Origin of the sequence: Belliella marina, assembly GCF_042682445.1 — a bacterium.
GTDB classification, from domain to species: Bacteria; Bacteroidota; Bacteroidia; order Cytophagales; family Cyclobacteriaceae; genus Belliella; species Belliella marina.
Genome location: NZ_JBHUHR010000012.1, coordinates 84494 through 99456 on the forward strand (window position 1 = coordinate 84494; position 14963 = coordinate 99456).

Genomic DNA, 14963 nt, shown 5'->3' on the forward strand with positions numbered 1-14963 from the left:
AAAGTAAGTATGAAGTCAAGAAAAGAGAATTCTACCAATGCCATAAATGAGCGTTATTGGAACGAGCATTGTGGTATTTCACATACCTTATCTTTGATAGGAGGTAGATGGAAAATCAATATCCTTGTTTACCTCTTGAATGAAAAGAAGTTGCGTTACAATGAATTGCAAAAAAGAATGGTTGGCATTTCTGAAAGGATGTTAATAGCAAAATTGAAGGAACTGGAAAGGGATGGATTGATAAATAGGATCGTTTATCCAGTAGTACCTCCAAAGGTAGAATACGAATTGACTTCTTTGGGGAAATCTCTGGAGGATATATTGAATCAAATGGAAAGTTGGGGAGAGTCCAATCTTCCTTCTTTGACTTAGGGATATAGCTGTTTATTTTATATTTTCAATGATGCTTTTTCAATCCTTTTGGGAGAGTAATGACTCCGTAAGTAATTTATTTTTTGGGTTATTGATCACCTTCTCCTATCTTTTTTTATAGTCTTTTGGGAGTTCTCCAAATTGTTTTTGGAAGCATTTGGAGAAATAGCTGGGTGAATTGAAGCCTACCATATCGCATACTTCGGAAATGCTGTGTTTTCCTTCATTCAGGATTTCGGCGGCTTTTTTCAACCTGACCAATCTGATATATTCTATGGGGGTCAATTTTGAGATCCCCTTGATTTTTCTCAAAAGGCTTGATTGGCTCATGTTGAGGTTTTCTGCCAATTCGTTCACCCCAAACAGTTCATTTGAGATGCTTTGTGAGATTAACTCATTGACTTGTTCGAGGAATTTTTCATCAGGTTTGGAATGGGCGATGCTCACAGCAAGTACACCAGGGGAATTTGCGAAATTCTTCCTGACTTGATCCCTGTATTTGAGTAGGTTTTTGATCTGCAAGATGAGATATTCCAAGGAAAAGGGCTTTTCGATATACACGTCAGCCCCTACTTCAAGACCTTCGATTTTTGCTTGAAGGTTACTCTTGGCTGTCAGAAGGATAATAGGGATATGGGAATAAGAGAGGTCCAACTTGGTTTGCCTGCACAGTTCGATCCCATCCATCACAGGCATCATGACATCTGAAATAATCAAGTCAACCTGATGCGAATCCAATATTTCAAGGGCTTCTGCCCCATGATTTGCCTTCAGCAGCTGATAATCTTGCTTCAGGTTGCTGTTGATAAAGGTTTGGAGTTCTTTGTTGTCTTCCACCAAAAGGATGGTTGGTTTTGAAGAGATGTCTGAAGATTCAGGATCCAATGCTTCCGAAATATCAGTTTCCGAATAATTCCCATCATCCTCAAGGTCTTTGAGTTGGTAGCTATGGGCTTGCTTTATGGGGAGGTTGAGCGTGAAGCTATTCAGACCGGGAATGTGGTGAGGATCATAATACAACTGCCCACCGTGCATCTCTGCCAATGACTTTGCCAATGGCAAACCTAACCCGGTTCCTTGTCTTGGCTTTTGGTTTTCTTCTGGGTCAATTTGGTAGAATGGTTCGAAAATCTTCACACGATGCGCCTCGTCAATCTGCTTTCCATCATTGGAAACAAATATCTGGAAATAGGATCCGTCTTGTTTTCCATGATCCAAATGGATCAATACCTTTTTATCAGCATTTTTTAAGGCATTGAGAACCAGATTGCTTAGGATTTTGATGATTTCTTCCTGATCCACATCTGCAAAAAATGGTATTTCTACTCCTGTCAGCTGAAAATCAAGCTTGTTTTGTTCAGCCAATGGATTGAACCGATATTGGATGTCTTCCAATATCCTGGTGATATTGGTCTTGACAAAATTGAGTTTGAAGCTTTGTTTCTCCGCTTTTCGGAAATCCAGGAGTTGATTGCTAAGCTGGATCAACCTATTGGCATTTTTCTCCATTATCTGTAGATTCTCCTGGGTACTTGGTTCCAATTTATCTTTGGACTTCAACAGAATCTCCAGCGGTCCTTTGATCAATGTCAAAGGCGTCCTGATTTCATGGGTGATGTTTGTGAAAAACTCAATCTTTGCATGGAAGATTTCCTTCTCTTTTTCTACCTCTAGGGAATTGATGTTTTCTTGGTGTCTTTTGGCAACTCTCGCTCTATACTCAGATACGATCCAATAGATAAAGCCCAAAACCAATAGTACATAGAGCAAAAAAGCCCAATTTGAAAGGTAGTAAGGAGGATCAATTTTAATCTGTAAGGTAGCTTCCTCTTTCCCGAGTTCACCGTTATCACTGATTGTCTTGACCCTGAATGTGTATTTTCCGGGAGGGATATTGAGGTAGGATATATCATTGTTCTTGTCTAGCCTGTTCCAGTCTTTATCCAGCCCATCCAATTTGTAAATATATTTCCAGGAATCAGAAAAGGTATAGCCCAAGGCTGCAAATGAAAGGGTCAGGGAAGACTGGTCATGCTTCAGGTGAATAATTTCAGTTTCGGTAATGGAAGTTTTGAGGATGCCGTTTTCAGGCTTAACAGGAACTTCCTGATCAAACAATTTCAATCCTGTAATGACAACCTTTGGATCAAGATTCGTCTTGGTGAATGTTTTTGGATCAAAGGAAATAAATCCATTCAGCGAACCAAAATACAACATGCCGTTGCTTGCCTTTATTCCTGATTTGTAGTTGAATTGGTCTGAAAGCAAGCCATCAGATTTGGTAAAGGTCTCAATGTTTTGGTTGTCCGGGGAAAACCTGACCAAGCCCATGCTGGTACTAAACCAGAGATGTCCCAAGTCATCTTCGAGGATTTTGAAAATGGTATTGCTTGGAAGTCCTGTTGCTGTATTGTAATGGATAAATCGATCGTTTTTTTCAGAATATTGACTCAATCCATATCCCTCCGTTCCAATCCAAAGCCGCTGCTTACTATCTTCAAATAGGGAAATAACAGAAATTCCTGGGATTGATTTTTCAGTTTCATTTTCCGGAAGGTAATGCCTGATTTTGTTCGATTGGGGATGGTATTTAAACAATCCATTGTTGACAGTGGCAAACCAAAGGTTTCCGTGACTGTCTTCGAGGATTTCATGGTAGAAACTGATGCTTAGCTGATCAAAAAACTCCATGTTTTGTTTTCCTTTTGCGATTCTATACACTCCGGAAATCGTCCCAAACCATTTGTTGCCTTCCGAGTCTTCGAGGATGGAAAATATATCGGAGTCAAACAAGGGGTTTTGGAGCTCTGACTGATCGAGTTTTCTGAACTTGTCTTGGTTGATGTCCAAAATATCCAACTTCAGGCCTTGGCTGTGGCTGGATATCCAGAGTTCATCATTAGTCAGCAAAAGACCGTGGACATTGTGGTAGCTCAGGGTGTTTTTTTCTTTGCTAGGCTGGTAATTTGTGAATTTTTTGGAGTCTGGGTTGAATTTTGACAAACCCGCATCTTCAGTTCCAATCCAGATATTTCCCTTTTGATCCTCTACAAACTCCCTTACTCTTTTACCTGAAATGGAATTTTGATTGATGACAGGGTAAAATTTTTCGAATGCGGTAGGGGAGTTGGGGAGGTAATTGATCCCACCGAAATATGTCCCCAACCAAATCCCACCTTCCCGGTCTTTGAATATGGTGTAAACAGCATTATCGGACAGGGAATAGGGATCGTTTGGATTCTGGATCAGGTGCCTATACTTTTTTTCTGTCGAATGATAGACAAATACGCCCAACTCTGTACATACCCAGACCTCTTGCCCCTCATACTTTGCGATGTTTCTCACAAACAAAGAATTGTTCTCCTGATCTTCCTTCAAAACATCCTTAATCAGCCCCGTTTCTTTGTTCAGGGATTTTAAGCCTCCATTCTTTGTTCCAATGAGCAGTTCGGTTCCATGGTCATAGATATCCAGGATCAGATCTTTTTTCAACACCTCTTCTGGGCTGTCAAACTGCACGAAAGATTCGTTGGCTGGGATAAATCTCTGGACACTTCCTCCTAAAATCCCAATCCAAACCACACCTTTTTCATCAATACTTAGGGAGGAAACCGAACCTGAACCCAATGATCCTACTTTTTCCTTTATATGATAAAAATGCGTCAGCTTATCTGCCTGTTGATTGTATCTATACAATCCGGCAGAGCTGGAGGCAATCCAAATGTTTCCTGACTTGTCTTCTTTTATTTTAAGGACTTGTCCCCATACAGGTTCGTTGTTTTCATCCTTAACCCTGAAATCGCTGAAGGACTCTGTCTTTGGATCATAGATCGAAATCCCATCATTGGTCCCGATCCAAAGCGTTTTTTCTTTGGATTCAAAGATGAATTGCACAGTGTTGTTTCTGATGCTCCGAGGGTTTTCCGGGTCATTTTTGAAAATCTTGAATTGGTGGCCATCATATCTGTTTAGGCCATCTTTGGTACCAAACCACATAAATCCTTTGGAATCCTGAAAAATGGTAAAAACAGTATTATGGCTTAAGCCATCTTCAACATTGATGTGTTTGAAATATGGTTTTTGGGCAAATGATAAATAGGGTGATATAGAAAATAGAAGTATAACCAGCCAAAAGGCAGGAGTTGTTTTTTTCATTGCAGAATGAATATGAGGTGTCTTTGGGTTCAAAGTTATTGGATGCTATCTGGTTCTGGTAACAAGCTTACACTAAATAAAGTAATTTATCAATCAGGTTTTGAAACAATCCCGTCATGGAAATCCCCCAGAAGGATTTTTATCAAATATTGGTGGATTTGTGCTATTCTTTGGATGGGATCGGAACTAGTTTCAACCATCTTTAGCGGGCAAAAAACCTCTAAAGAAATCCGTAAAGGCGGATCAAAAGCAAATTCAATCAATTATACATTAACCCAAAATGCTCCATGAAAAAAAAGCTACAGAAGTCAGCTTTATGGCTAATATTATTGTTAAGCTGTAACTATCTACCTGTTTTTGCACAAAGTAGTCACCTTGTGCAAGGTACGATAATAGACAAGACAACGGGAGAGCCCTTTCCCGGTGTGACGATTATGGAAAAAGGTACTTCCACTGGTGCCGTGACGGGTATGGACGGAAAATTCCAGTTGCAGGTAAGCAGTCCACAAAGTACTTTGGTGATATCTTTCATCGGTTTCCTGCAACAGGAAATCCCATTGGTGGGCAGATCCACTATTCAAGTAGAGTTGGATGAGGATTTGAGTGATTTGGAAGAAGTGGTAGTCATTGGTTACCAAACCGTAAAGAAGAAAGACCTCACAGGCGCAACTGCCGTAGTGGGCACAGATAAGACTAACAGGGTCACTGCTGCATCACTTGGAGAGTCCTTGCAGGGCTTGGCTCCGGGCGTATCTATTCGTAATGGAGGTGCGCCAGGTCAGGGTGCCCAAGTGGAGATCAGGGGAGTGGCGAGTTTTATCAATTCCAACCCTCTGTATGTAATCGATGGGATGATAGCGGATGCCAATCCTACGATCAATACCAATGATATTGAGACTATCCAGATATTGAAAGATGCTTCCGCAGCTGCCATTTATGGTTCGAGGGCTGCCAACGGAGTCATCATCATCACCACAAAGCAAGGTGCTGAAGGCACTCCAAGGGTAAGTGTCTCTGCAAAATTCGGTTTGCAGCAATTACCTCCAGGATACAATATGATGAACAATGTGCAGTTTGCCGAAATGCAACGTACACAATTCACCAATTCTGGATTGACTCCTCCTGCGAGTGTCGGGACAAATTTTGATCCCAATGTCAATACCAACTGGTATGATGAAGGGACCAGGATGGGAAATGCGCAAGATTATAATGTAACCCTATCTGGAGGTTCCAAACACAGTAGCTATTTGATTTCTGGATCGTACTTTGAAAATAAAGGTGTTTTGATCGGGAATGATTTCAAAAGAGCTGCTTTGAGGATCAATACAAAAAACACGAAAGGAAGGGTGACTTTCGGGGAGAATTTGGTTTTCACCAACTCCATTACAAATTCTCCAGGTACTGGAAATCCATTCTATGATATGCCGCAACACCTCCCTGTCATTCCAGTGCAAGATGCCCGATTTATTACCGGTGCAAATCCTGACGGCTGGGGAAAAGGGACAACAGATGCGGTAACTTACGCTTGGAATCCGGTAGCAGTCAATGCAATCAACAGTTATAGAAGAAATTTTGCCAAAGCGGTAGGAAATGCATTTTTGGATGTTGATATCGTGGACGGATTGGTTTATAGGTTCAATGCCGGTGCAGAATTGAGTTTTGATCACAACAAACGCATGAGAAGGGCAGGAGAGTGGCATTTCAACCAACCTGCGGCACCTACCAATATCATTGAGGATAGGTCCTTGTTTTCTAGTTTCCTACTTGAGCATACCCTCAATTATACGAAGACTTTTGGGAAGCACAGTGTTTCTGCTGTAGTCGGACATTCCCAGCAACATACCAAAAGGGATGTGCTTTCTGCTGGAAGGACTGATCTTCAGTCATTTGATGGAAGATATTTGAATACTGTGAGTTCTGCCACGGGTGACCCGATTGCGGACGGATATATACCAATCAACTATACGATTTCTGGATTTTTGGGTAGGGCAAATTACACCTATGATGACAGATATCTCTTGACAGTCACAGGAAGGTATGATTCTGATTCGAGGTTTGGTAAAGACAATCGTTCGAGATTTTTCCCATCAGTTGCAGGTGGATGGAGGATTTCCGAAGAGGCATTTTTCAATTCTTCCTTGGTTTCTGATTTGAAAATCAGGGCATCTTATGGTGAATTGGGAATCGTGACGGTAGGTTCTTGGGATTATATAGGATTCTTGAATTCCAACCCAAGGGCAATTTTTGGTCCTGATGAGCAAGCCTATGTGGGAGCTACCCAAGCCAGACTTGCCAATCCAAATTTGGGATGGGAAAGAAGAAGCAGCCATAACATAGGCTTTGATGCCGGTTTTTTTGACGACAAATTGACCATTTCAGCTGAGTATTACAACTCACTTTCTGAAGATGTATTGGTGAATTTGCCGATAGCTTGGTACCTGGGAAATCTGGGTGGAGAACCGGCAGTCAATGCTGCTTCCATAAGAAATAGGGGGATAGAATTGGCAGCAACCTACAGAAGTATCAAAAATGCATTCAAATGGGATGTGTCTGCAAACATGACCACCATCCGCAACAAAGTGATGGATGTTGGGAATTTGGGTGAAGGGATTGATTATATCCAGACAGGGATTACAAGATCCCAAATCGGAAGACCGTTGGGTGAATGGTATGTACTGAAAACCGACGGTTTGTTCCAAAGCCAGGAAGAAATCAACAATTACACGAATGCTGATGGCAGGGTGATCCAGCCCTTTGCAAAGCCTGGTGATGTTCGTTTTGTGGATGTCAATGGAGATGGTGAAATCAATCAGGAAGATAGGGATTTTGTAGATTCTCCCTGGCCGACGCTTCAAACTGGAGTACAATTCAATGCTTCATACAAGAATTTTTCCTTCAACATGCAATGGGTAGGTGTATTTGGCCATACGCTGATGAATGGGGTAAGAAGGGATATAGATAGCTACCAAAACACAAACTTCAGGGCTGATATCAGTCCCTGGTCTCCTACCAACACCAATACGACAGATCCAAGAATCGGCGTGGCTGTTGGAGATCCAGGCTTGATAGACAATGCCAGATTGGAAAGCGACAGGTGGTTGGAAGATGGTTCCTACATCAGGTTGAGGAATTTGGAAGTTGCCTATAATTTCAACTTGCCAAGCTTGGAGAAATGGAATGTAAGCAATGCAAGGGTATTTGTGAGTGGTCAAAACCTATTGACTTTCACCAAATATTCGGGTCTAGATCCAGATGTGACAGGAAACGGGATTTTGCAAAGAGGTTATGACAATGGAAACTGGCCTGCCAGCAGAATCTACTCCATCGGTTTACAGTTTGAATTTTAATATTCCTAAAGCATTTGTTTTATGAAATCGAGCATGATAAAAAAGTCAAACACTGGGATGATTCTCAATCATGCGAGATTCCATGTGACCATAGAAAAAAATATAAACACATGAAAAAGTTACTTAAATATATATTGATGGCAGCTTCCGTTGGGGTGATGAGCTGTGATCCAGATTTGGATATCACCAATCCCAACCAGCCTACAATTGAAGTGTTTTGGCAGAATGCAACAGATGCAGAACAGGGTGTGAATGCCATTTATTCAACATTTGCAAGGCCTGGAATGTCCAGATGGATGCCGATAATCTATGTTACCAGATCGGATGAAGGATTCTCTGGAAGTCCCTGGTCAGATTTGGCGAATGCCATGGGTGGATTTATCCAACCAGACTATAATTTCGGTCCAGTGATTGACGTGTGGGTAGATTGCTATGTGGGGATTTTCAGGGCAAACCAAGTCCTTGATAATGTTCCGGGGATAGAAATGGACAATGATCTTAAGAATAGATTGCTTGGGGAAGCCTATTTCCTTCGTGCCTACTTCTATTACAATTTGGCTTTGCTTTGGGGAAATATCCCCATGATGTTGGAGTCTTCCAAACCAACTGACTTGCCACCGACTACCCTCCAGGCGGACGTTTGGGCCCAGGTAGCATTGGATCTTGGGAGGGCAGTGGATGGATTACCCGCTGTATATCCAAATAGCAGGGATTTGGGAAGGGTGACAAAGGGGGCAGCTCAGGCACTTTTGGCAAAAACTTACATGCAACAGGGGAAATACAGTGAAGCAGAAGGACCTCTGACCTGGTTGGTGACTGGGGAAGGCGCAGCTATCTATAACCTCATGCCAAACTACAGGGACAATTTCCTGATTACTTCTGAAAACAATCAGGAATCGGTTTTTGAATGGCAGTTTACAGTCAATCCAACTGAAGTCACCGATAATGATGTGGATACACCAAACCATAATTATGGAACATCCATTTCCCAGTTTATGGCTCCTCCGGGGATTGGCTGGGCTGATGCGGAAGCGAGAACTTGGGCTTTGCAGGAGTTTCTAATGGAACAGACGACACAGGGGGATAGGGATCCAAGGTTGGCAGCTTCCTACTTGTTTGCAAATACAGATGAGAGAGGTCCTGACTTTAGCATGGTCTATGGCCAGACTTTTGCACAAAGATATGGCGCGCAAAACAAAAGGGCGTTTTTCAGAAAATTCCTGAATGACCATTGGAAGAATGAAGAGGGGTATAGGTCGCCAAATAATTATCGGGTGATCAGGTATGCCGATGTGCTTTTGATGTATGCCGAGGTATTGAATGCAACCGGAAGAACCAATCAGGCATATGCACATGTAGATCGTGTAAGGACCAGGGTAGGTTTGGCACCTCTCTCCCAGACAAAGCCGGGATTGGGCCAAGCTGCATTCTTGGAACAGCTCAAACACGAGAGACTTCTCGAATTGTCCGGAGAAGGACATAGATGGGCAGATTTGGCGAGATGGGGAGATCTCAATTCCCAACTTGCAAGCAGAGATCCAGGATTCAACAATTTTGTGGTAGGAAGACATGAGTTTTTGCCGATCCCACAGAGAGACTTGGATATCAACAAGAATCTCGACCAGAACCCAAATTGGTAAAATGAAAACCTATTAAGCAATGTAGTAACGTGGAGGATTCTCTGCGTTACTGCTTTATGAATCATAAATAATTTTCAGATGAAATATTTCCTTAACTGGATGGTTTTTTTGGCCATCACATGTATCAAACTTCAAGGATGTAGTGATCCAGGTTCTGAACCTCCTACACCGATTGACGAAAATCCAGACCCTGTTCAGAAAACTTATGTCAATCCAGTTTTTTCACCTGTTTTGGCAGATCCATCCATTTTGCGGGAGGGAGATTATTTCTATGCCTATGGGACAGAGGATAATTGGGGAAGTGAAGGGGGACATAAGCTTGTACCGATCGTCCGCTCTACAGATATGGTCAATTGGGAGTTGGTAGGCACTGCTTTTCCGTCCAAGCCAAGTTGGAAAAATGATGGGGGGATTTGGGCACCTGATGTGGCCAAAGTGGGAAATGAATTTTTTATGTATTATTCTTATTCGACTTGGGGCGATCCCAATCCCGGTATAGGGTTGGCCATTGCCAGCAAACCGGAAGGTCCCTTTATCGATCAGGGAAAATTGTTTCTCTCCAATGAAATTGGTGTGGCAAACTCTATTGATGCATTCTACATAGAAGAAGATGGTAAGAAATATCTTTTTTGGGGAAGTTTCCATGGGATATATGCCGTACAGCTCTCTGATGATGGCAAATCCATCCAGGGAGAGAAAGTTCACATCGGACACAACCATTTGGAAGCATCCTATATTTTGAAAAAAGATGACAAATATATCTATTTTGGATCCGAAGGTTCTTGTTGTGCAGGTGCAAATAGTACCTACAGAGTTCGGGTAGCCGTGTCTGATAATTTGTTGGGACCCTATCTGGACAAAGCAGGTAATAATATCAAAGATGGAAACTATGGTGAGTTGATACTGAGTGCCAATGTAGAATCATATGGTTTTGCAGGTCCGGGACACAATGGGCACATCATGACCGATGATGCAGGAGACGATTGGATTCTTTACCATGCAATTCCCAAAAACAACCCGACATTGCAGAATGGTGCAAGCAGAAGGCCATTGATGTTGGATAAAATCATCTGGGACAATGGTTGGCCAAGGATAGAAGGGGGAGTGCCAAGTATCAGTAGCAGAAATGTCCCGGAAATAAATTAATTCAATTATGAAAAGATCGATCTTGTTATGCTTGTGCATTATTCTTGGGATAAATGCACAGGCTGAAAATTTTTCCAAAGAGATAAAGGGAAATGCCGCCTATTCCATTTCAATCAAAAAACCGGGGAATGTAGCCAGGGATTTTCCAATCCAATTGGACCAAAATGGTGAGTTTGGAGGGAGTGAAGATTTACCTATGCGTGTGGAAGTATTGTGGGATGAAAAAGAAGGCTACACAGATATCTTGGTGAAATTGGAAGCTAGAGCAACTGTTTTTTACAATTTTTCATCAAAAATCCACCTTGATGAAATGGATTATGATGCTTCCCAAATACTGATGCCGGGATACTGGTATAGAAAAAACCTCAGGTCTCCGGACAATGCACCTTCTGTCAGGGAATCCACAGATTGGCTGATTCGGGAAGATCGCTTGAGCAGCCCATTGGTGAGTATTTTCAATCCGAAAAATAGGCATGGTTACAGCTTGTTGCGATTGGATGAAATAGCCAAAACTTCCCTGACAACCCATGAACAAGGTGAAGTCATTCTTTCAGGCGAAAATGATTTGGGTGCACTGGGTTTTGGGAAAGCAGGGCCTGGATCATATTTCGAGTTTTCTTACCCTTTTGCGGAGCGTCCCTATACATACATCCGCAAATTGACATTGGCAGAGCCAGTGACTGCCTATGCCAAATTGGAAGCAGGAGAAACAAGAGAGTTGAGATACCGCATCAAAAAGCACAAAAACAATGAGTTTTCTGATTTTGTTGCCACAGTTTGGCATCATTCCTATCAGCAGTTAAAGCCAGCTCCGATTGAAGAACAGAAGTTTTCAAACCATGAGGTCAAAGGGGTTTTGACCTCATACTTCAAATCATCTTACGTGGACTTTGAAGAATTGAAAGGTTTCTCAGGAGTTCATCTGGAGACGGCGGTTTGCTCGTCTACTGGAATATTGGAGGTTGGATTTATTGGTCGGGTATTGTTGAATGCCTTCAATGCACTTGAGTTTGCCGAAGCCAATGCGGATCGGGAATTGAAAACCATGGCAGATGCCATTTTTGAAAGCTATATATCAAATGGATTCAATCAATCTGGATTGATCAGGGAAGTCATCGACTTTGAGAAAAAAACGGAATCGGAAGTTTATTCGATCAGGAGACAGTCGGAAGGCTTGTATGCATTGCTTTTATTCCTGAAATACGAAAAAGAGAAAGGGAGAAATCATCCTGAGTTGGAAGGAAAAATCAAAAATCTTTTCACCCAACTGATCTCGCTTCAATATAAAGATGGAAGTTTTCCAAGGAAATTTGACACAGACTTGAAGGTAATAGATGAAACAGGCGGAAGTTCTCCTTCCATAGTTTTGCCTTTGACGATGGCATACCATTATTTCAGGGACAAGCGATATCTCGAAGTTGCAAGAAAGGTGGCAAAGTATCAAGAATCGGCAATCATAGGCCCGTCAGACTATTTCTCTTCAACCCTAGATGCAGATTGTGAGGACAAAGAGGCTTCCCTTTATGCAGCTACTGCGATGTACTATTTGGCTCAGGTGACCAAAGGAAAAGAGAGGCAACATTATATAGATTTGGCAAAAAAAGCTGCTTACTTTACTTTGTCTTGGTATTACACTTGGGATGTACCATTCTCCCAGGGGGAAATGCTGGGTGATCTGGAGATGAAAAGTAGAGGCTGGGGAAATGTATCTGTTGAAAACAACCACATCGATGTCTTCATCTTTGAATTTGATGAAGTGTTGGATTGGCTTGCAGAGGAGACCAAAGAGCCTGATTTTTCGGCTTTTGCTGAAGTGATCAGGTCATCTATGAGAGAGCAATTGTTGCCTCACGAAGGTAATCTAATGGGGGTTGCGAAGATTGGGTACTATCCGGAAGTAGTCCAGCACACAGCTTGGGACTATGGCAAAAATGGAAAAGGCTTTTACAATGATATTTTTGCACCGGGATGGACTGTGGCCTCCATTTGGGAATTGCTTACAATTGGAAGAACTACCGGATATTTCAAATAAAGTCTAACATGTCAATAAAATAACCATGACAAGAAAACCAATATTATTATCCTTACTTACCTATTTGATAATCTTTCTCAATGCAGTAACTGTACAGGCGCAAAGCATTGGGGAACTTGTGTCAGAAGATCCGTTTGCCGATTTCCAAACACCTTTGAATAAACTCCAAACAACTTGGGCTGAAAAGGGGGAAGGCTTAAACCATGATTACTACCCTCGTCCACAGATGGTGAGGTCCGGATGGATAAACCTCAATGGACAATGGGATTATGCCATCCTACGAAAAGGAGAGGGGATGCCCCATGAATATGATTCAAAGATAACAGTTCCATTTGCTGTAGAGTCAAGCTTGTCGGGAGTTGGAAGATCCGTAGGGAAAGAGGCTGAGTTGTGGTACAGAACCAATATAAAGATCGACAACAAACTCAGAAATGGAAATGTCTTGCTCCATTTTGGGGCTGTGGACTGGGAATCAGAAGTCTTTGTCAATGGCAAGCAAGTAGGCATACACCGTGGAGGTTATGATCCATTTAGCTATGATATTACCGATTTTCTTATCTCCGGTGCTGAGCAGGAAATTGTGGTGAGGGTTTGGGATCCATCTGATGATGGTCCTCAGCCAAGGGGAAAGCAGGTGAAAGAACCACACGCAATATGGTATACGCCAGTCACAGGTATTTGGCAGACTGTCTGGATAGAGCCTGTACCCAAAAGCTATATCCAATCGGTTCGTCTGGAACCGAATTTAGATCAATCGGAATTCAAAATCCAAGCTGATGTAAAGCATGCCAAATCAGGTCAAAAGATTGAGGTGGTTGTTTTTGCAGAAGGGGTGGAAGTTGGAAAAGGAGAGTTTGGAGCTGGATCAGAAGGCAACATCAAGCTTGCATCTGTCAGGACTTGGTCTCCGGAGGATCCGTTTTTATACGATGTGAAGTTTAAGTTGAAATCAGGGAATAAAACCCTGGATGAGGTCAAAAGCTATTCAGCCATGAGAAAGATCAGCATGGCCAAAGACAGCAATGGGATCAACCGCATGATGTTGAACAATGAATTTGTCTTCCAATATGGACCGCTGGACCAAGGTTGGTGGCCGGATGGCTTGTACACCGCACCTTCTGAGGAAGCAATGCTGTTTGATATCGAAAAAACCATAGAGATGGGCTTCAATATGATCAGGAAGCATGTTAAAGTAGAACCTGCAAATTGGTATTACCACTGTGATAGATTGGGTGTCTTGGTATGGCAGGACATGCCAAACGGTGACCATGGCAATAATTGGGAATCAAGGCCTGGGATAGCTGGATATGGTACAGAAAAGGAAAGGACAGTGGAATCCGAAACAATCTACAAAAATGAGTGGAAAGCAATTATGGATGCCTTAGGCCATTTCCAATCCATTGTAGTTTGGGTGCCCTTCAATGAAGCTTGGGGTCAGTTCAAAACCAAAGAGATTACCGAATGGACACAGGCTTATGACAAGAGCAGATTGGTAAACAGTGCCAGTGGAGGGAATTTTGTCATGGAAGGATCCAAAATCACAGGAGATATCATCGATTTGCACAACTATCCCAATGCAGTAATGCCTGATCCTGGGATTTATGGAAAAGACCAAATCATTGTCCTTGGAGAGTTTGGAGGGCTGGGCATGCCTGTTTCTGGACATACTTGGCAGGAAAAAGACAATTGGGGATACCAGAGTTTCAGCTCAAAATCAGAATTGCAAAAGAAGTATGGTGAATTGATTGAATCGATGATTCCGTTGATTGAAAATGGACTCTCTGCAGCAGTTTATACCCAAACAACAGATGTGGAAATAGAAATCAATGGACTGATGACCTATGATCGGAAAGTCATCAAATTTGATATCCCCGTCTTGAAAGCACTCCATGACAGGCTATACTCGGTCAAAGTTGGGTTTGGAAAATAAGTGGAGAAAAACCAGAAACATCTTTATGATATTATTTGAATTGATGCTATCCAATAGCAGATGGAGATTGTTACAGAGGGGCTTTGGTCCCTCTGTTTTTTTATAATCCCCGTAAACTAGGGCAAGGAAATCGCTTTTGACAATTTCAACGCGAGAACCTTCAAAACCTGAGTTCGATTGTAATCACAAAGTCAAAATCAATAAAAATATCCAGTTACAAGGCAAATTTTTGAGGGATATAAGCTATCGCTCAAAAATTTAACGCAGTAAATGGGTGTTTTTATTGACTGAGCCGACTATTCGGTTTTAAACGGCAACCTACTTCACTTTTTCAATCCGCA

General features: G+C 42.1%; 7 protein-coding genes. 6 read left to right on the plus strand and 1 reads right to left on the minus strand.

Features of this window, described 5'->3' with window-relative positions:
* The first annotated feature begins 9 nt into the window (after positions 1-9).
* Positions 10-372 carry a winged helix-turn-helix transcriptional regulator gene (locus tag ACFSKL_RS03650; protein WP_376883573.1) on the plus strand — a complete coding sequence of 121 codons (363 nt, stop codon included), beginning with the start codon at positions 10-12 and terminating at the stop codon, positions 370-372.
* Positions 373-477: 105 nt separating this feature from the next.
* Here ACFSKL_RS03650 and ACFSKL_RS03655 read toward each other — a convergent pair whose 3' ends face one another.
* A complete protein-coding gene (locus ACFSKL_RS03655) occupies positions 478-4527 on the minus strand; it encodes a hybrid sensor histidine kinase/response regulator transcription factor (RefSeq protein WP_376883575.1) in 4050 nt (1349 codons plus the stop codon).
* Between the two features lie 287 nt (positions 4528-4814).
* Between ACFSKL_RS03655 and ACFSKL_RS03660 the strand changes: the two genes are divergently transcribed.
* The 5 genes from ACFSKL_RS03660 (at position 4815) to ACFSKL_RS03680 (ending at position 14622) form a co-directional block, all read left to right on the plus strand.
* The gene (locus ACFSKL_RS03660) at positions 4815-7874 is read left to right on the plus strand and encodes a SusC/RagA family TonB-linked outer membrane protein (protein ID WP_376883577.1); all 3060 of its coding nucleotides are present in this window, start codon (positions 4815-4817) and stop codon (positions 7872-7874) included.
* A 110-nt stretch (positions 7875-7984) separates the two neighbouring features.
* Positions 7985-9514 (plus strand): RagB/SusD family nutrient uptake outer membrane protein, encoded by a 1530-nt coding sequence (locus tag ACFSKL_RS03665; protein ID WP_376883579.1) that lies wholly within the window; start codon positions 7985-7987, stop codon positions 9512-9514.
* 78 nt (positions 9515-9592) lie between these two features.
* On the plus strand, positions 9593-10660 hold the full coding sequence (locus ACFSKL_RS03670; RefSeq protein ID WP_376883581.1) for a family 43 glycosylhydrolase: 1068 nt from the start codon (positions 9593-9595) through the stop codon (positions 10658-10660).
* A 7-nt stretch (positions 10661-10667) separates the two neighbouring features.
* Positions 10668-12692, plus strand: coding sequence for a glycoside hydrolase family protein (locus tag ACFSKL_RS03675; protein WP_376883582.1), 2025 nt, complete (start codon positions 10668-10670; stop codon positions 12690-12692).
* Between the two features lie 25 nt (positions 12693-12717).
* Positions 12718-14622 (plus strand): glycoside hydrolase family 2 protein, encoded by a 1905-nt coding sequence (locus ACFSKL_RS03680; RefSeq protein WP_376883584.1) that lies wholly within the window; start codon positions 12718-12720, stop codon positions 14620-14622.
* Positions 14623-14963 lie beyond the last annotated feature (341 nt).

Excerpts from the sequence above, each read along its gene's own strand:
- ACFSKL_RS03650 (WP_376883573.1), top strand. The coding sequence starts at position 10 with ATGAAGTCAAGAAAAGAGAATTCTACCAATGCCATAAATGAGCGTTAT.
- ACFSKL_RS03655 (WP_376883575.1), bottom strand. The coding sequence starts at position 4,527 with ATGAAAAAAACAACTCCTGCCTTTTGGCTGGTTATACTTCTATTTTCT.
- ACFSKL_RS03660 (WP_376883577.1), top strand. The coding sequence starts at position 4,815 with ATGAAAAAAAAGCTACAGAAGTCAGCTTTATGGCTAATATTATTGTTA.
- ACFSKL_RS03665 (WP_376883579.1), top strand. The coding sequence starts at position 7,985 with ATGAAAAAGTTACTTAAATATATATTGATGGCAGCTTCCGTTGGGGTG.
- ACFSKL_RS03670 (WP_376883581.1), top strand. The coding sequence starts at position 9,593 with ATGAAATATTTCCTTAACTGGATGGTTTTTTTGGCCATCACATGTATC.
- ACFSKL_RS03675 (WP_376883582.1), top strand. The coding sequence starts at position 10,668 with ATGAAAAGATCGATCTTGTTATGCTTGTGCATTATTCTTGGGATAAAT.
- ACFSKL_RS03680 (WP_376883584.1), top strand. The coding sequence starts at position 12,718 with ATGACAAGAAAACCAATATTATTATCCTTACTTACCTATTTGATAATC.